The sequence below is a fragment of the Paenibacillus polysaccharolyticus genome (assembly GCF_900102085.1).
In the GTDB taxonomy this organism is placed as follows: domain Bacteria; phylum Bacillota; class Bacilli; order Paenibacillales; family Paenibacillaceae; genus Paenibacillus; species Paenibacillus polysaccharolyticus.
The window spans coordinates 323027-341612 of record NZ_FMVM01000001.1; the positions used below are offsets into that span (position 1 = coordinate 323027).

The following is an 18586-nucleotide window of genomic DNA, read 5'->3' on the forward strand; positions in this document are numbered from 1 at the left end:
CTATGACAAAATCAAGCTCCCTTACACAGGAAATGCGTTTTCGGCTCAAGTCTTCGCAAGAATACAGTCAAGCCAGCTTCGCATGGATCACTTCGGTTCTGCTGACTCTGTTATTGTTGTTGAACAGTTATGACTGGAGCGGGCAGGCGTTCAAGCCATTTATAGCTGGAGTGGCCGGCATTTATCTATTCTTCACCCTCATTCAGAGTCTGCTTCTTATTCGGATCAGACAGGATTTAATACAGCGCGGGGTTATACGTGTTCTGACACGTAGACTCGCATGGGTACAGTTGCTGGCTGCTTTGACAGGTAATATTTTCATTGTAACGGCTGCCTTCCACCTGATTCGAAAACGAAAAAGTATTGAATATACATTTGCTGTATACGCACTGTTAATCCAGTTATTTGTGATCGGTGTATCGGCTCTGAATGTGTTCAAGCCTTATGTTGCGGATACCTTTTTGCCTTCGATGGCGGCGTTGTTATGTATTCTCGTCATTGATTTGATCGTATTGATCATTGTATCAAGGTATGATGCAACTTCTCCTCTGCCTCGCTGGATGATGGTTGTAGGTGCAGTGATGATCGTTAGCGTAATTACGGGCAACGTTTTCGCGTTGCTGCTGGGGATCTCGATCCTTCGCCGGCTCAGCAGACAAGGGAAACATGGAACGAATTTCTGGAATGATCTGTGGGAGCGCCTTGCTCCCAATATGACCGCGATGTCCGGACTCTTTTTCATCATCTTCCTGTTCTCGATCTCCATCTGCAGTTTCTTCACCTTCGACTACAGCATGGCGGTGGAAAATAATTATTCGGCCCTGCTTAAGTCACCTTCTCTGGCCTATCCGCTAGGAACGGATGATTTCGGTCGATGTCTATTTTCCCGAATCGTGTTTGGTGCACGGATTTCCTTGATCGTCGGTTTTATGTCAACTCTGATTCCGGTTGTGATTGGCGGTGTGCTGGGTGCCTTCTCGGGTTTCTACGGAAGACATACGGATAACATCATCATGCGACTGCTGGATATTCTGTACGCCATTCCGGGAATCTTGCTCGCCATCGCGATCATTGCAGCTTTTGGTGCCAACACCGTGAATTTGATCATCGCATTAAGCCTGGGCTCCATTCCAACGTATGCCCGAACGATGCGGGCCAGTGTACTTTATGTATCTACCTTTGAGTTTGTCGAGGCGGCGCGTGCCTTGGGATACACCAATCGTACGATTATTTTCAAACACATCATTCCCAACTCGCTCGCACCGATGATTATCAAATCCACGCTGACGATTGGTGGAGCTGTCATTGCAACCAGCAGTTTGAGTTATCTCGGGCTGGGTGTAGAACCACATATTCCGGAATGGGGCAACATTCTGAAGCTGGGAAGCACCTATCTGGAGACTCATTCGTATCTAGCGATTTATCCGGGGCTGGCGATTATTTTGCTTGTTCTTTCGTTTAACTTTCTCGGTGACGGACTGCGGGATGCGCTTGATCCCAAGCTTGAGAAGGCGTGACGATGGATTTATTAAGTTGAACTAAAGGTTTACACGGAGCACTCCGATGACAGAATAACCTTCCAATCGCTGTTATCCCCAGATTTTTTGATTCCCTTTTTTAAAGGGAAAAATCCGGTGATAAGCGTATGCTTCCGAAGTAGCTTTCTTACAGAAAGCTTTTAGGCGAGCACTCCGTTTTTCCAGGTTTTTTCTGTCCTCTCCGTTTTTGTGTAAATGAAATAGTTCAAAAAAAAAAAAAATCGATACATCACATCTATTAACAAAATGGAGGTATTCTCATGAAAAAACGTACACTTGTCGCCTTGCTGCTGATTCTCGTGCTGGTGATCTCCGGCTGCAATGTGAAAACCAAAACCGAATCGCAGGAGCAGAACCAACCTTCCGATACAACAGAGACCACATCAAAAGCGGTTGACATTGAATTGCTTGCCATGAGTTCTTCCGAGAATGATGTCAACATCATCCGTGATCAGCTGACCAAAAACGGCTTCAATGTAAAGCTGAATCTGCAACCGGATTACGGAAGCTTTAAGTCCCAGCAGGACGCTGGCAACTATGATATCGCATTGTCCAGCTGGACAACGGTAACGGGCAATCCGGACTATGCGGTTCGCTCTCTTTTCAAAACAGGCGGGGATTACAGCATTCTGGCGGATCAAGAGATCGATAAATTAATCGATCAGGCCGCTACGCAGACACCTGATGAGTACAAAGAAACGTATAAAAAGTTGGAAGACCGTTTGGTTACAGATCAGGCGTACATCGCTCCGCTGTATATTTCTCTGAAAAGTCAGGCGGTGAACAAGGACATTCTGAATGTCGATACCGTTCGTCTGTCCAAATCCCGTGCCATGGCGTGGGAACCGATTGAGTTCAAGGACAGCTCCAAAAACAGTAAAGATCCGTTGATTCTGACACAAACAGCATCTGTACTGACTTCCCTTGATCCGATCAAAGGAAACGACGGTTCCATCAACCAACTCAATACCAATATGTATGTGCGTTTGGTGAATCTGACGGATGACGATCAGCTGACAGCGGATGGATCGCTTTCACGTAATTTCACGATTGCAGATGGCAATTCCGAGTATTATTTTGTCCTTCGTGATGATATCAACTTTGCTAAAATCGAAAACAAAAAGGCTGTCGATACCGGAGAGCGTGTAGGTGCAGATGATGTCATCTTCTCCCTCGACCGTGCCAAAAATAAAGATTCCGTTCCGGATCACCGCACGTACAGTCTGCATGAACATATCAAACAAGCGGAGCTCGTTACAGACCTGAGCGCACTGGAGTCAGTGAAACAATCCGGGGGTAGCGGAACCGTGCTGGAAGCTCTGAATCAAGGACTCGACAGCGATATCAAGGAACTGGTTAGCGACAAAAAACAGGCTAATAACGGTGCAGGCAAATACCAAGTGGTTAAAGTAACGACAACTGAACCGTTCCCGCAAGTGCTGAACTATCTAGCACACCAATCGGCCGGGATCGTATCCAAGAAACAAGTCGAAAGCATCAATACGTATGATGTCGCATCCTTCGATGTGAACAAGGATATCCCTTATGGCGATCAGAACACCGTGACCGAGGGTGCCAACTATAACAACACACTTTATACAAGCGGCCCTTATATCCTCTCTTATAAAAATGACTACGAAGGCGTCTTCCTGAAAAACCCGGGATACCGCAAAGGTTCCGACTTCGCAGGCAAGATTGATCAGGTAAACGTACGCTTCATTGCCGATGCTGACAGTGCTCTCTCTGCGCTTCGCAGCAGTGAAATCCACCTGTATTACGGTGTACCTGAGACGAAATACGACATTATCCAGAATGACAGCAAATTGCACTTGCAAAGCATTCCAAGTAATGCCGTATCCTATCTGCTGTTTAACACAGCCAATCGTGAAGTGGCCAAGAGCAGTGATCTGAGAAAAGCAGTGCTGTACTCCATCAATCAGGATGAGATTCTGCAATTCTACAAAAACAACAAACTGAAAGCTTACTCCACCGTAAGCCCACTTGTACAAACCGGGAATGAACTTAAGGCTGATCCAGCCAAAGTGAAAGATTTCCTGAGCAAGTATAACGCGTCAAAATAAACCACCTGAACACAAAAGGCTGTCACCAGGATCATGCAGATCCATCGGTGACAGCCTTTTTCCTTATCATTCCGGCACTTGGCAATCGGCCAAAATGTCTGGATAATGCCTCATGCTATCCGCTTCTGTAATGCTGCGGATCACTCTACACGGTACACCAGCTGCAAGCGAATGCGGTGGAATGTCACGTGTAACCACGCTCCCTGCCCCAATGACACATCCGTCTCCAATCGTGACGCCGCCGCATACTGTCACATTCGCGGACAACCACACATCATTACCGATGGTAACCGGTTTGGCATAACAGAGTGATTTCAGCTCACCATGTTGATTCAGCATCTGCCTCCGTTCACTCGCAATCAAAGGGTGAACAGGCGTAACGATCGTAACATTGGGACCAAAGCTGGTGTAGTCTCCAATCGTCACTTGTGTATCATCCTGTATGGTCAGATTGTAATTCGCAAAAAAGTGATGGCCGATCCGGGTATGCACCCCATAGTGAAAGAAAATCGGGCCCTGCATAAATCCGCCTTCCCCTATTTCCCCCAGTAACTGTTGTACGATTTGCTGTCTTTCCTCCGTTTGTTCTTCAAAGGTTTGGCTATAACGCTGACTGAGATGATGAGCTTTTCTTTTTATGTCCTTCAGTTCCGGATCAGCCGGACTGAATAACATGCCCTTCATAATTCTCTCTTCTTCACGCATCGCGATTCCCCCTCATCTATAGATTATTCCTGCAAATCCATGATCGCCTGTATCGTTCGCAATACACCATTTTCATCATTGGATTTCGTTATGAATTGCGCGGCACGTTTGGTATTCTCGCATGCATTACTCACGGCAAAACTGTAATTCGCTACAGCCATCAGTTCCACATCATTTTCTCCATCACCGAAGGACATCGTTTCACGTGAAGTTACGCCCAGCATCTCCTGCAATGTTTTGACCGTTTCACCTTTGTGTGTGTGCAGTGCCGTAATATCAAGCCACCTTGGCTCAGAATCAACAATATAGATTTGTCCTTCCATCGTGTGCTCCACATGTTTTCGTAATGCTGTGCAACGACCTTGGGTATCGAATACCGTAATTTTAATAAAAGAAGTGCTGATACCTGCAAAAGAGTCCGTTTTGATGACCTGCTCATACGAGCCTTTCACAACGTCATACATCTCATCCGATATGGAAGAATGCACATAAGCGGCATCACTTGCACAAACGATGATGGTCATTTGGGAATCAAATAACTGAATTTCCTGAATAGCTTGCAATGCTAGTGCAGGCTCCATGCTAAACTCCCGAACCACCTGCCCATCCTTCTTGATTCTGGCCGCACTGTCTCCAAGAATCCAAACACCTCTGCCATGTTGGCCGAATAATTTCTCCACGCGTTCGCACTGCTTCCCGGTACAAGCTACAAAAGTAATGCCTTTACGTTTCATCCCCTCATGAACTTCGTTGAATAACTCCATATCAAATGATCCTTTACTGTTTAGAAAAGTTCCGTCCAAATCGGTTACAACCAGTTTAATCATGATGTGTCCCTCCAGTTGATTGATAAGAGATGTTTATAAACAATATTTATAAAGTGTGCAGAAAGTTCTCTTTGCCATAATAGAATCGTATCCCGTGTAACTGGTTCCATGTCAAGAAGAAATTTCCGAAGAAAGTCGTGTACTCATGTCAGCAAAAAAATCCACAGAACTCGTCCTGCGGATCATAAGACTTCAGATAATATGGAGTATTTCAAAGCTTGAAGAACCACACCTCTCAACCCTGCATCAAAGTCATCCTGGAACGAGTTCTGGTATACAATCTCAGGCAGTGTCGGCATCATATGCTCCTTTACATATTGTCTCCACGCCGAGTCGAGCACCTCTGTCTCCACTCGCTCCTGATAGATGACAATCTGATGAGGGGCAACAACCGCATTAACCGTTTGTAGAATCCGGCACACATGACCCGTATAGTCTTCGTTGCTCATCTCCTGTTTCCAGTCGGGTGAGTATGGAAGATACTTGATCTCACCGAACATCCCGTTTTTACCACGGATGATTTGTCCGTTCAGCACCATGCCCATACCAGGCGGGTAACGATTTGGAAAATAAATGCCCGCTACATCCTGCCCCTTTGTATGCATATGTTGTGTGTAGTAGCCGCTAACCGCTGCATTGACATCATTCTCGACAATTACAGGTAACTGGAATTCACGCTCAATCTCCCGAATCAGATGGGAATGAATAAGCTCGTCATGGCTACTTACCGTGATATCCCCGTCGACAGCCTGACCCGGGATACCTATTCCGATCATATGGATGGAAGGATGTGCCGCAATGAAACGTGCTATAAGTTGCAGCACATGCTGTTTATCAAAAACAGGTAGCATGTTCTCTTCCTTCAGCACAATCTCATTCTCGAGATTGATTACCGTGGCCGAGATTAACCCCTGACCTTTCATTTCTTTCATGGATAAAACCAACGCAAGTCTATAATTGTAATTGTATCGGTATGCTTGAGCAGGGCGACCACCGTTCGAGGGAACGATTTGATCTTGAATCAGCTCTCCGCCATCACATAACTCCTGAATTAGAGCGTTAATGGTAACTACACTAAGATTCGTTAATGAAGCAAGCTGCGGTTTCGTTGCGGTTTCCTGTTGCTGCATGACTTCACGCACATTATTCATATTGATGTGTTTCATCATTGTAGCGTTTGCCTTTTTCATAACCCTCTCGTTTCCACTCTGGTTCAAAAGACCAAAGCAATCGTATTCATGTTATCGTACTCCATATCATAACATTATACATTGCTTTGCACATAATGCTCATTCAAACAGGTCATCTATAGATCGTACAGGTTGTACGTCCATCGACTGTTTGGACAAAGCCATGTTCGCGTAAACACCTGCCCAGATGACAACAGCCATAATTAAATAAGCCATCTTTCTCTCCTCCTTAATTCTTGTGTAATTGTTGTGGTCTCACGACTAATCGATTGACAATTTCTGCACAAACCAGCATAAGAACAAGTAGTACAAGCACAACAATCGGAAAAGAAGCCGTTCCTGCTTTCGATGCCAGCAATCCAAAAAGCGGCGGAAGCAATGTGGTGCCTGTATAAGCAACTGCCATCTGATAACCCATCAGTCTAGCTGCACTTCCTTTACCGAAACGGGTGGGGGTTTCATGCAAAAGTCCAGGATAGATTGGAGCCAATCCGAGGCCGATCAGTACCAAACCGCCAGCAGCAAACCCGGAAGACAAGGGCAGCAATAGGACAATTCCACCGATAATGGTGGTCCATTGACCGTAGCGGATGAGCAGCAGGTTAGATACCTTTAAGGTAATAAAGCCTGTAATGAGCCTTCCGAATGTGATCCCCGCATAATAGAGCGAAACCCATCCTGCAGCCACTTCTGCCGAAACATTTCTTGTACCGACAAGATAACTAGCCCCCCAGAGTCCAACAGTCATTTCAACCCCACAATAGAACAGAAAAGCCAAAAGTGTAGGTTTAACCCCTTTTATATTCAGGAGCTTTGTCGTTAAGGTCTCGTCCGCTTCATCCACCGCTCTGCTGTCCAGCAGATTCGGAGTCTGGCGGGTCGCCGCCACTCGTTTCCACAATGGCAAAGTAAGTAGGAGCACAATGACCAGACTAAATTGAATAACGGCAACGGCTGCGTACCCACCTCTCCAGGAGTGCTGACCTGCAATAGAAGCAGCCATGATGAACGGTCCCGTTGTTGCACCTACACCCCAGAAGCAATGCAGCCAGTTCATATGGTGAGCCCCGTAATGTTCTGCCACATAATGATTCAACGCCGCATCTACCGCACCCGCACCCAGTCCCAGCGGAATAGCCAGCATAATAAACCAGACCAGGGAGGGAGCCATGGAAAATCCAAGCAGAGAAACGGCAGTGAGCAAACAACTAAGTAATGTAATGTTTCCTGTACCCAGCTTGCGGATCATCCAACCGCTTGCGAGACTGGAGACGATCGTTCCAGCTGCAACAATCATGGATACAAGACCTGCTGCTCCAACCGAGGAGCCAATCTCTGGCCATATGACCGGCCATGCAGAACCGAGCAAAGAATCCGGGAGTCCCAAACTGATAAATGCCAAATAGATGATCAATAAAAACCAGGTTGCCAACGGCATTCCTCCTCTCAAGATGCGAATACTTTTCATAACTTAATAAATATACTTTATAAAGTGTATATTGTAAGTATGCAGACATCACATCTCCTTGTCAATATGAAAAATAAACCTCATCATTTAGACAAAGCACCGCCTTATCCTCTGATTATATGCTGTATCTTCGTTGTATGTCAGGCAGTAAAGTAACCATCTGAATACCCAGTCCCCAGGCAAAATAGAACAAATGAATGAGGGAAACAGTTTGAATAATGTACAGTTGCACGATGATCCAGATGAGCAGAGCATAACTCGTATACAAGGAAAACGTCCACGCCCAGTAGCGTTTAGGGTAAAGATTTAACTTTTCCACTAATGTCCAATGAATTCTTCTCAGGAGAGCAATGCAAATAACGATAGGGAATAAACCAAGGACCAGTAACAAGATCATTCCAGGAATTAAAAAATCGGAAAAAGGAGAGCGTTCCAGTAGAGAAACAGGCATATTCAACATTTTCCCCGACGGATCTAAGATCAGCATGAACCCCCCAATCACTGCTCCAAGCCCCAGCAAGCCATGCATCGCTGCAAGAAGATATGATTTATCTGAGTTGTTTGAGTTTCCTGAATTTCCTGAGTTTTCTGATCGATCTGTCATTGCGAACCGCTCCCTTCGTATTCTCAATTTGCACAGGCCACTGAAATAAATGGACTTACTGTGCCATCTTCTCACAAATAGACGAATAAACCTGTGCTTATTTTCACGGGTAGGGTTAATGCAATTCATTATATGGTAAAACTTGATAAAAGAACGTATGTTCGGTATAATGGTTTTATACACTGAATGAGCGAGGCATAATACGATGGACGACAAATTTATCAAGGAATTACGTAAGATCAGCCGCGACGACAGACGCCGCTCCGAGTTCATGATTCAGGGCATGAAGGAAACATTACAGGAACGCAAAGAGGAAGGTTTGCTAAAGCGATGGATGCGGCGGCGAAAGACGAAAAAAAACATCTCTGAGCGATTTAGCTCTGATACCTCTTCAAGTCATAAATAGATAGAATTCAACCAAAGAAGGAGGCTTGTTAAGCCTCCTTTGATTCACTACATATTTTTCAATGTTATAGCCGCTTGCACTTACGTTTTGGTCTGTAGAACTTTAAGGCAGAATAGCAAACGAGCGCACCGGGAATCCTGATGCTTTCTCCGCTTTCGGAACGATATTGAAGATGACGGCTCCTTTAGCGGGAACCTGATCCAGATTTGTTAACAATTCTACCTGATATGTGTCCTGTGCGAGCACATAATACTCCGCTAACAAGGCACCGTTCTTCTGATAATCTACCGCGGCATCTGTATCAAACGTTTCGTGACCGATCGCTTGAATATTGCGTTCTTCGAACAGGAACGTCAGGGCCGCAACAGACCATCCGGGTGCATGGCTGTTCTCATCGGCATCCTTATTGTCAAAGTCTTCATGATTCGGCCAGCGTTTACTCCAATCGGTTCGCAGAGCTACGAAGCTGCCTGCTTCAATCTTGCCATGCTCCCGCTCGAATTCGAGGATATGCTCCACTTCCAAGGTAAAATCGGGATTGTTCTTCACTTCAACAGACTGATCGATTACAACGAGCGGTAACACTAGTTCTTTAAGTCCTAGTTCATCCAAGTAACGTGTATCACGAACAAAATGAATCGGTGCATCCAGATGGGTGCCGTACTGGCCCGGGAACTTGAAGCTTTGAGCGAAGAAACCTTGATCGTGGTTAAACAGGGTATCAAACTCCGCAGCATCAAAGGCAGAGAAATGCGGCGATGCCGGACCGAAGGTATGAGTCAGATCTACCCATTTCTTTTCTTTCAACAGCTGAATGGCTTGCATAAGTTCATTGTTCATCCGTTTCACCTCATATACAGAATGGAAACAATTTCCCACTATTATATCTCAACGCTGCACATTGGTGAAGAAGCTGATTTAATTTGTTAGAAGGTACAATTGTCGCAAGATCAACGGTACAATATTGATTACATCTTTGCAGCGATTATTCAAGACAATTTCTCCTGCACAAGTTCACCAAACAAGACAAAGCTCAAGTAGTCTATGAACTAAGGAATGAATTTTCAGTGAAAGCATTTCTACAGCTAGCAGATATCCCTCGTAGCACGTATTATTACGTCATAAAAGCGTTTGGTACGGTAGACAAGGATTTAGAGCTAAAAGACATGATACAAGCGATTTATAAGGAGCATTAGGGGCGCTATGGTTATCGTCGTATTCGCGATGAGTTAACCAATCGTGGACACCGTGTGAATCATAAAAAGGTACAGCGTTTGATGAAAGTATTGGGATTAAAATGTTTGGTACGTGTGAAGAAATATCGTTCGTATAAAGGGACAATTGGCAAGATTGCCCAGAACCTATTAGAACGCAATTTCTACGCTGAGAGGCCAAACGAGAAGTGGGTTACGGACATTACAGAGTTTAAATTGTTCGGAGGAAAACTATATTTATCTCCCATACTTGATCTGTATAACGGAGAAATTATTACATATACGATGGGTTCAAGACCGGTCTACTCGCTTATTTCCACGATGTTAGATCAAGCATTTTGCAGTTTAACAAAAGAAGATAAACTCCTTATCCATTCAGATCAAGGCTGGCACTACCAGATGAGACCTTATCGTCATGCCCTTGAAAAACGTGGCATTACGCTAAGTATATCTCGTAAAGGGAACTGCTGCGATAACGCCGTCATGGAGAACTTCTTTGGCATCATGAAATCCGAGTTTTTGTATTTAAAGCCATTTGAAAATATCTCGCATTTTAAACAAGAACTATCCAAATAAATCGATTATTACAACAACAAACGCATTAAGGCAAAACTAAAAGGCATGAGTCCGGTACGGTACGGGATTCATGCCCAACAAGTTGCTTAAAAATGTAATCTGTCTAACTTTACGGGATCACTTCATTATAAAACGGTTGAATCTGAACCATGATCGTCTCAAACCTTTATCTAGGCTGAGATACTCGCTCTGAATCTTTAGCTATAACCATGACACTATAAGAATTATACGAATACATATGCTTAAGCATGGTCTGCTTCTGCGGAGGTGAGAGTGACAAATATGTAGGGCAGGCTTTAAATGAGCGGTGTTCATCAAAGTATTGAATGACAGCATTAGTTTCTTCAGTTGTAACATCACCTGTTTCTCGTCTTCTCTTCGCATCGCTTTTCGCGAATAAAGAATCAACCCACGCTCGATATTTACGCTCATTGTTAGGATTATCAAAATACTTATTGATTGGCCATAGTATAAGGCCAGCTACACCGCATAAAAGAAGCATAATAGGAATACTCAATAGGAGTAAAGAACCAAAACCATAGGCGATAAATATACCTAGAGTTGGTGCAAAAAAAAGAAATAATAGAATGACAATAACTAACATGATTCCTATCTCCTTCAAATTTGAGATTTAAACACATCATTAATCTTATTACATAGCTTCGTTGATAAGCAATATAGAAAAATTGCTGCATAAGATCTAATTGTGGGTGACATCCCTCTCACCCCTACTAATTATCTATTTACGACTAAAATATAGCACTTTATTAAAGATGATATCCCTTGGATTCATGATCTAAAGTTAGAAAACCATATCTTACAAAGAGGATTAACAAAAAAACTTCAAGCCTCAAGCTCAGTACCATTATTAAGAAGAAAGGGTTCAATTTCCGTCTCCTAATGGCATCGCCTTTTAATCACATCTCAGAACAATATTAAGGGGTTGAGCCGCTCTGGCTTAAGACAATCATTCGCCCTCTCGTCCCAATCCTCATAGATGTCGTCATATTAGCTCAATGTAACTCTCAGTTCTACGAGCAGCTCTGGTCTCGATCTCATTTTTGTGACCACATGCCGTGTGCAAATACCATTGTTACCTAACCAATTTTATCAAACAATTCATTTGGCATGATTAATACAGCCTGTTTTTTCAGAAATACTCTTATTCACAGTCCGAGTGTCCATCTTCGCTGAAGAATATTTACCCACCATATTACATTGATCTTTGTCAAACTCCGCAAACTGCATATAACCAAACAAGAAAGACAAAAAAGCCGCTCTCCTTTTTGGAGAACGGCGTTTAATTTTCTGATTGAATTTTAGGGTAGGTCAACAAAAGTCATTCATTAAATCGATTGATTTGTTCAATCAATCGGGCCCACATCCTCGACCTCTCAAGTTACAATCACCCTTTCCAGACTAATCCGCAATAATGATCAGTTTGCCCCGTGTATGGTGGGATTCACTTTTTTCATGAGCATCGCGCAAACCTTGCTCCGTGAGCGGATACGTCTCATCAATGATTGATTTCAGTTTTCCCGCAGCCGCAAGTTCGGCCAACTGTTCCAGTTGATCTCCCTTCGGCTCCATCATGAACACGTTACCCGTCACGCCAGCTTCCTTCGCCAGTTGTTCATCCGGCTGTTGTACAAGAGATACGAGACGTCCTCCAGATTTTAACACCTTGAAGCTGTCTCGCTGGATGTCACCACCCATCGTATCCAGGACAACATCGTAGTCTGAGAGGATCTGTGAGAAATCCTGTTCTTTATAATTAATGAAATGATCCACACCCAACGAGCGGAGCAGTTCTTCGTTTGCTGCACTCGCCGTGGAAGCCACTTCAGCGCCCAACGATTTGGCAATTTGAATGGCATATGTGCCTACTCCACCAGCACCGGCATGTATGAGCACCTTTTGCCCTTTGCCCAAACGACCATGATCGACCAGCGCCTGCCAAGCTGTCATCGCGGCGAGTGGAATCGCTGCTGCTTCCTCAAAGCTGAGTTGCTCGGGAATGCGAGCAACGATATCTGCATCTACAGCAACATATTCCGCGTAGGTTCCGAATTGACGTGGGCGGGCGAATACCCGATCACCTTCTCTGAACCGCGTGACATTCGAACCTACTTCAGCCACAGTTCCTGCAACATCGCCGCCCAGAATCATCGGCAACTGATCCGCAGCTTCTTTCAAGTGACCTTGTCTGATTTTGAAATCCACCGGATTGACTGATGTGGCATGTGTTCGGATAAGCACCTGATTGACTCCACATGATGGCTTGGCTACTTCTTGTTCCTTCAATTGTTCGGGTCCGCCAAATGCTTCAATGACAATAGCTTTCATTAAAGATCCCAGCCTTTCCATTAGATTATCATTATGCTATCTCTCCATTCATTACCCCTTCCCATTGGTCACTTGACCTATTCATTCAAAATTCATAACAATCCGGGATTCCTATACAGTTCAACAATCGTGATATAATGTCGATTATCGATTATGTTAAACCTTAGTCCATTACTTAATCCAAAAATTGAAGAAGCGAGGTAACCATATGGAGGTTGAAGTGAATACATTACATGCATTTTCGGACAAAGCTCTTGGTGGAAATCCCGCAGGGGTTGTTTTACAAGCAGCGCATTTGTCTGAATCCCAGATGCAGGAGGTTGCCAGACAAGTCGGATTTTCCGAGACTGCGTTTGTTATGCCATCGGATCAGGCTGATTTCAAAGTGCGTTTCTTCACTCCAAGTGACGAAGTTGATCTCTGCGGGCATGCCACGATTGCTTTATTTTATCTAATGAAGACACAGCATCTCGTTGATGTTGGTACATATACACTGGAGACACTAGCCGGAATTCTTAAAGTCGTTATTGAAGTCAATGGAGAAGTCTATCTGTCTCAGACGTTGCCGGAGTTTGGGGAGATTGTCGATCGACAGCAGATTGCCGATTCGTTACGTATTTCTACAGAAGAATTGCATTCTGAACTGCCTGTACAGATTGTGTCCACCGGACTACCAGATATCATGATAGCCGTTAAAGATATTGATGTTCTAACCAAAATTGATCCTGACTTCCAGCGTATCACAGAAATAAGCAGGGCTCATCATGCCATCGGTTATCACGTATTTACACTCGAATCAAATGTTATGGACGTTTTGACAGAATGTCGTAATTTTGCACCACTGTATGATATACCGGAAGAGAGCGCAACGGGCACATCCAATGGCGCCATGCTCTGTTATTTGTATCTTTACAACCAGCTCACAGCTCCTCTTCATCACACGTACACAATTAGACAGGGGTACACTATGAACTGTCCCTCCGAGATCCGAGCCAGATTAACTTTGGACAGCTTCAATAAAATTACTCAGATTCAGGTTGGCGGTAGCGCAATTCATATCAAAAACATTATCATTCACCTCCCTTAAAGGGAGGTGTTATCCGTAATAAGCATAGTGAACTATGTATTTCATGCAATATCATATCCTTCATTCCATAAATCAGGGCACGTTATGAAAGCTAATGAATTTTTCGCAAAAATCTTAAAACCGCTTCTTCCAATTGCCTCAAACCCGGTTGCTCTATCGGAAAATGACCTGCTCCCTCCAAAATTACACACTCCTTCTCCACGGTCAGACGATCAAAAAAGGGTTGACTGAAGTGTAAGGGAGTCATCGGGTCTATCTCAGGATGAACTAGCAAAACCGGGCACTGACTGAATTGATCAGGGCTCACTTCTGGCGTTTTATTCAGGAAAGTTCTTAATAATTCCAGAGGAACAGACGTGGCCGCCGCCTGTGGATCATTCATAATGAGACGGGTCAGGTCCTTGTTGTTCGTAATCAGATCCATTCGAGAAACCCGTTTAACCGAGATTCGTACAGCATCTAATACACCAGGGAAAAGATCCATCATACGTTTACCTGCACGACTGACGAACTGATTCGGAGCAATCTGATCACGCATATGTGGATCACTCGTATCTACAAAGGTTGTTGCAATTAATCCCTTCACTTGTTTGTTCCTTGCACTGACATGATAGGCCAACATGCCTCCAATGCTACTCCCCAATACAACGAAAGGTTTGCCATCTTTTTCATACTCCCTCTCCATAAGGGCATCTAACAGCGTAATCCATAACTCATAGTTCATCCGCGTGCCGTGCAGTGCGTAGCTTAGACCGTACGGCGGCAGATCAGGTGATATCACCTCGTATCCATGTTGCTGTAGCATTCGTGCATAGGGAGCGAGTAACCTGCCATTCCCCCCGGCACCATGAATAAACATTATTTTGATAGGTGATTCTGGCACGAGTAAACGGTCAATGTGAAGATGGATTCCATGGCTTTCCCACCACTCCTCCTCCGGGCAGTTGTTTACATCCAACCTGACTCCTTCGGGAAAAAATGACTGATATTGCTTCCAATATAAATGTGTTGTTCTATAAGAAGGCAAGCTTTTTCGCATATGTACGCTCCTTTTTCTACATCAAAAAAGCCGTACGATGTACGACTTTAAGACTCATCCACGATCATACTTATTTTGATGCCACACTTCATTTAATCCGGGAACTGCACGTTACCCGGTACGATATATGCACCGCCTGATCCATCGTTTGGCAGAGCCGGAATGGAATCATACACCACTTTACCACGGATATCGGTGATCCGAATACTTAATTGTTCCTTACCTAATCCCGTGCCAAGGAAATGGTTATAATCCTGTTTTTCGAGATTAAGCCATGAGCCGTTCTTCTGCTTCACTTCAAACTTCAGCACCGGATATTTATGATGACGGACTTGAATGGCTGCCCACCACTGACTGCTACCTTCCTTGATCCGATAAGATACGTTCCCTTTGATCGGAGCTTTGACCACTTTCCAGCTGATATTGATCTTCCCTGCTTTGGGATCTCCAATCTGGTTGAACGCATTCGGTGAGAGATCTAGAGCTCCACTAGCTCCTTCCGGATATAAATCGGTTACATATACCACGGTTTTCCCTTTGGGCCCCTGTACTTCCAGATAGGCTCCGGCTAAAGCAGCTTTGACACCATTATAATTAAGCTGGTATGGATTGAGCGCGGTAATCTTCATGTCTGCTGGAATCGGATCCAGCAATACAGCACCGCCCGAGTATCCCGAGCCCGTGTATGTTGCATACCCTTGATATGTATCATTCCAAGCAGCAGATGCAGGTAAAGCGAACAAAATAAGACCGAGCAGTATACCTGTGGCAGACCTTCTGAAACGCTGGAATCTACTTTTCTTGCTCATTGTGTTATTCCCTCCCTATCATTTTGGCTGTGATTCTAAAATATAGCTCTTCCTTGTCACAGACAACGAATAACATTATTTTACATAATTTTTAAAATATTTAAATATATTTTCGAAAAATCACATCTAAAGTCCTGCTTTATATCGCATAAAAAAGCGCCGCACTTGGGAGAACATTCATTCTCCAGCAACGTGCGACGCGCTTCTCTAACCCTTATCCAGTTTCCTTGCGTTTCTCCCGATTTCGGAATCGTTCATACCTCGCATAGAGGCGAGGAGATTCTTTCGTCAGAATAGGCCCAAGGACAGCCAGAATCAACACGTATAACACAGCGAAGGATTGAATGGATGCCATCAGACCTCCAGCCTTGCCGATGTTCGCCATGATGATCGAGAACTCGCCCCGAGATACCAGGGTAAAGCCCACATTTAACGAGGCCTTGTTCGATACTCCAGCCATTTTTCCTGCAATCATGCCTGCACCGAAGTTACTCAGAATCGTCAGCACGACGGCAATCAGTGTCATCCCTACAGCTCCACCGAGGGAGGATGGCTCAATGGTCAGGCCAAAGCTGAAGAAAAACAGGGCACCAAAAAAGTCTTTGAACGGCATAATCTGCTGCTCAATTCGGCCAACATGTCTGGATTCCCCAAGCACAAGGCCGATCATCAACGCACCGATAGCCTCTGCCACATGTAAGGTTTCCGAGAATCCTGCTACGAGGAAGAGCAATGTCATAATCGTAAGCAGGAATAACTCCGAGGACTTAATGTTCAATGCTTTATCAATATATTTAATACTCTTCCTGCCAATAATCAGGAACAGTACAATAAACAGCAAAGCCGAGAGAGATACCAGCAGGACACTTCCAAATGAAGTTGCTCCGCTAAGCACAAGTCCAGTCAAAATCGAAATATGAATGGCAATAAACAAGTCATCAAACATAATCATGCCCATAATAATTTCTGTCTCTGGATTCGCGGTACGTTTCAAATCCACGAGCACTTTGGCAACGATAGCCGTCGACGAACTGGTCATGATCCCGCATACGACCATCGTTTCCTGTAGTGGCAGATTCATGAACCAGCCCAGCAGCAAACCTGAGACAAAATTGAGAGCCACATAGAATATGCCACCGGTGAGGATGGCTTTCCCCGATTTTAATAACCGGGAGACCGAAAATTCCAATCCCAGATAAAACAATAAAAATAAAATACCCAGCCTGCCCATAAATTCAATAAAAGACGAGCTTTCGATAAATCGTAAATCCACAATGCCAAACTGTGGTGCATGCGGTCCAACGGCCATACCGACCAGAATGTAAAATGGAATAACCGAAAATCGTAGTCGTGCAGATATTAATCCCGTAAGTGTAATCAGCGCAATGGCAACCCCCACTTCAAATATGAGCATATCCATACGCTACATCCGCCCATCGGTCAACCATTGTTTGAGCTGCTTAAGCTGGTCACGTTCACCAGCAACAACAATTGTCGCCCCACTGGTGAACACATACTCTGGCCCGGGGTTGAATTGTTTCTGTTTCTCTTTGTCAACAGCCGCCAGGATCGCCACACCGGTAACCTGACGGATGTTCATCTCTCCAATCGTCTTCCCGATGCACGCCGCATGGGGTTCGATGCGTAGCCACTCAATCAGCAACCCTTCCAGCATAACTTCCCGTTCGTTCTGGAACTGAGGTTTATACGTCATGCCACCGACTATAGCAGCTACGGCTCTTGCCTCATCATCGTCAAGGGTTACAAGAGAGACCATATCTCCAAGATCTTCCGCTTGATCTCCAGATTCCATATGGAATAAATCACGCCGCTCATCATTATGAACCACGATGACAAGATGCTCCCCGCTGCGAGTATGCAGCCAGTATTTACGTCCAATGCCTGGCAGATCCGTTTCTTTAAAGTGCATGATTTGCACCTCCCTGAGTCAAGCCTTGCAGCGGATTTGGTTTCGCCTCATCAGCCTGCTCAAGCTCCTGCACCAGCTCTGAGCTTTGTTCAAAAGCCCATTGAATGTCTGCTATACGTATTTTCATGTCACCCGAAGGGGTAGAGATGGCTCTCATTTCGCCTTTGTTCCCCAGAAGCAGTTGACGTCCCACAGGAGAAAGGAATGAAATCTGTCCTTCGTCCGGGTCTGCTTCCTCTGGCATAACAATCGTTAACTTATCCGATGTATGAAAATCGACATATTCCAGTTCGATCTGACTACCAATCAGCACAACGGAACTTAACAGCTCATCCGGACCAGCAAGTAATCGCTCTACTCGGTCTGTATAGGCTGTTAATTGTTTATCCAGCAGTATACGCTCGGGATTACGCACGTCAAAATAAGCGTCAAGAAAAGTTCTTTTCTCTTCGCCCAGGGTCAACAGCTGACTCACCAGCATTTCTCTGCAATTGTCAAGTGGAGTCCTACGGTTCATAGTAGATCTCACCTCCTATACATGCCTTGTTCTCCACGTTGATTCGCTTGTTGTTACCCATCATCATCCTGTTGTCCTCCTTCTTATAATAAAAGAGCCCGAATTACGAGCCCTTTTTACCATCTTACCAAAATGAAATTATTAATCCAATCAATTCCGCTAACTTGGGTTTTAATTCTATACTTTGGGTATATTATCCAACATTTCACGATATTCTTTACATTTAATGATAGATCTATAGAACATTTT

The 18586-nt window shown here is 44.5% G+C and carries 17 protein-coding genes and 1 pseudogene; 5 read left to right on the forward strand and 13 right to left on the reverse strand.

Annotation, left to right across the window (positions count from 1 at the left end):
• The first annotated feature begins 2 nt into the window (after positions 1-2).
• Positions 3-1517: an ABC transporter permease gene (locus BLQ13_RS01345; protein ID WP_090915182.1), complete on the forward strand. Its 1515-nt coding sequence runs from the start codon at positions 3-5 to the stop codon at positions 1515-1517.
• Positions 1518-1798: 281 nt separating this feature from the next.
• The gene (locus BLQ13_RS01350; protein ID WP_090915184.1) at positions 1799-3619 is read left to right on the forward strand and encodes an ABC transporter substrate-binding protein; all 1821 of its coding nucleotides are present in this window, start codon (positions 1799-1801) and stop codon (positions 3617-3619) included.
• A gap of 66 nt (positions 3620-3685) precedes the next feature.
• Here the strand turns inward: BLQ13_RS01350 and BLQ13_RS01355 are convergent, their stop codons facing one another.
• The 5 genes from BLQ13_RS01355 to BLQ13_RS01375 form a co-directional block, all read right to left on the reverse strand.
• A complete protein-coding gene (locus tag BLQ13_RS01355; RefSeq protein ID WP_090915186.1) occupies positions 3686-4324 on the reverse strand; it encodes a sugar O-acetyltransferase in 639 nt (212 codons plus the stop codon).
• A gap of 23 nt (positions 4325-4347) precedes the next feature.
• Complete coding sequence (locus BLQ13_RS01360; protein ID WP_090915188.1) at positions 4348-5151, reverse strand: HAD-IIB family hydrolase; 804 nt, start codon at positions 5149-5151, stop codon at positions 4348-4350.
• A gap of 182 nt (positions 5152-5333) precedes the next feature.
• A complete protein-coding gene (locus BLQ13_RS01365; RefSeq protein ID WP_090915190.1) occupies positions 5334-6341 on the reverse strand; it encodes an ROK family protein in 1008 nt (335 codons plus the stop codon).
• 229 nt (positions 6342-6570) lie between these two features.
• Positions 6571-7773, reverse strand: a complete 1203-nt coding sequence (locus BLQ13_RS01370) for an MFS transporter (protein ID WP_208606739.1) — start codon at positions 7771-7773, stop codon at positions 6571-6573.
• 151 nt (positions 7774-7924) lie between these two features.
• Positions 7925-8413 carry a hypothetical protein gene (locus BLQ13_RS01375; RefSeq protein WP_090915194.1) on the reverse strand — a complete coding sequence of 163 codons (489 nt, stop codon included), beginning with the start codon at positions 8411-8413 and terminating at the stop codon, positions 7925-7927.
• A gap of 205 nt (positions 8414-8618) precedes the next feature.
• Here BLQ13_RS01375 and BLQ13_RS01380 point away from each other — a divergent pair, with 205 nt between their 5' ends.
• On the forward strand, positions 8619-8819 hold the full coding sequence (locus tag BLQ13_RS01380) for a hypothetical protein (RefSeq protein ID WP_090915197.1): 201 nt from the start codon (positions 8619-8621) through the stop codon (positions 8817-8819).
• Positions 8820-8921: 102 nt separating this feature from the next.
• On the opposite strand, the gene BLQ13_RS01385 is transcribed toward BLQ13_RS01380, so the two are convergent.
• Positions 8922-9659 (reverse strand): cyclase family protein, encoded by a 738-nt coding sequence (locus BLQ13_RS01385; RefSeq protein WP_090915199.1) that lies wholly within the window; start codon positions 9657-9659, stop codon positions 8922-8924.
• A gap of 170 nt (positions 9660-9829) precedes the next feature.
• On the opposite strand from BLQ13_RS01385, the pseudogene BLQ13_RS01390 reads away from it, so the two are divergent.
• Positions 9830-10699, forward strand: a pseudogene (locus tag BLQ13_RS01390) (IS3 family transposase); the annotation flags it as partial.
• A gap of 76 nt (positions 10700-10775) precedes the next feature.
• On the opposite strand, the gene BLQ13_RS01395 reads toward BLQ13_RS01390, so the two are convergent.
• Entirely contained in the window at positions 10776-11213 is a 438-nt protein-coding gene (locus BLQ13_RS01395; protein WP_090915201.1) for a hypothetical protein, read from the reverse strand.
• A gap of 815 nt (positions 11214-12028) precedes the next feature.
• Positions 12029-12955 carry an NADP-dependent oxidoreductase gene (locus BLQ13_RS01400; protein ID WP_167375609.1) on the reverse strand — a complete coding sequence of 309 codons (927 nt, stop codon included), beginning with the start codon at positions 12953-12955 and terminating at the stop codon, positions 12029-12031.
• A 220-nt stretch (positions 12956-13175) separates the two neighbouring features.
• Between BLQ13_RS01400 and BLQ13_RS01405 the strand changes: the two genes are divergently transcribed.
• Positions 13176-14042 carry a PhzF family phenazine biosynthesis protein gene (locus tag BLQ13_RS01405; RefSeq protein ID WP_420848888.1) on the forward strand — a complete coding sequence of 289 codons (867 nt, stop codon included), beginning with the start codon at positions 13176-13178 and terminating at the stop codon, positions 14040-14042.
• Positions 14043-14133: 91 nt separating this feature from the next.
• Here the strand turns inward: BLQ13_RS01405 and BLQ13_RS01410 are convergent, their stop codons facing one another.
• From BLQ13_RS01410 to BLQ13_RS01430, 5 genes are all read right to left on the reverse strand, one after another.
• A complete protein-coding gene (locus BLQ13_RS01410) occupies positions 14134-15000 on the reverse strand; it encodes an alpha/beta hydrolase (RefSeq protein WP_244159173.1) in 867 nt (288 codons plus the stop codon).
• A 173-nt stretch (positions 15001-15173) separates the two neighbouring features.
• Positions 15174-15890, reverse strand: a complete 717-nt coding sequence (gene exlX, locus BLQ13_RS01415) for an expansin ExlX (RefSeq protein ID WP_090915207.1) — start codon at positions 15888-15890, stop codon at positions 15174-15176.
• A gap of 214 nt (positions 15891-16104) precedes the next feature.
• Entirely contained in the window at positions 16105-17310 is a 1206-nt protein-coding gene (locus tag BLQ13_RS01420; RefSeq protein WP_090915209.1) for a cation:proton antiporter, read from the reverse strand.
• Between the two features lie 3 nt (positions 17311-17313).
• Complete coding sequence (locus BLQ13_RS01425) at positions 17314-17820, reverse strand: cation:proton antiporter regulatory subunit (RefSeq protein WP_186809605.1); 507 nt, start codon at positions 17818-17820, stop codon at positions 17314-17316.
• Positions 17810-18337, reverse strand: coding sequence for a GreA/GreB family elongation factor (locus BLQ13_RS01430; RefSeq protein ID WP_090915211.1), 528 nt, complete (start codon positions 18335-18337; stop codon positions 17810-17812). Before BLQ13_RS01430 ends, BLQ13_RS01425 begins: the two co-directional genes overlap by 11 nt.
• Positions 18338-18586 lie beyond the last annotated feature (249 nt).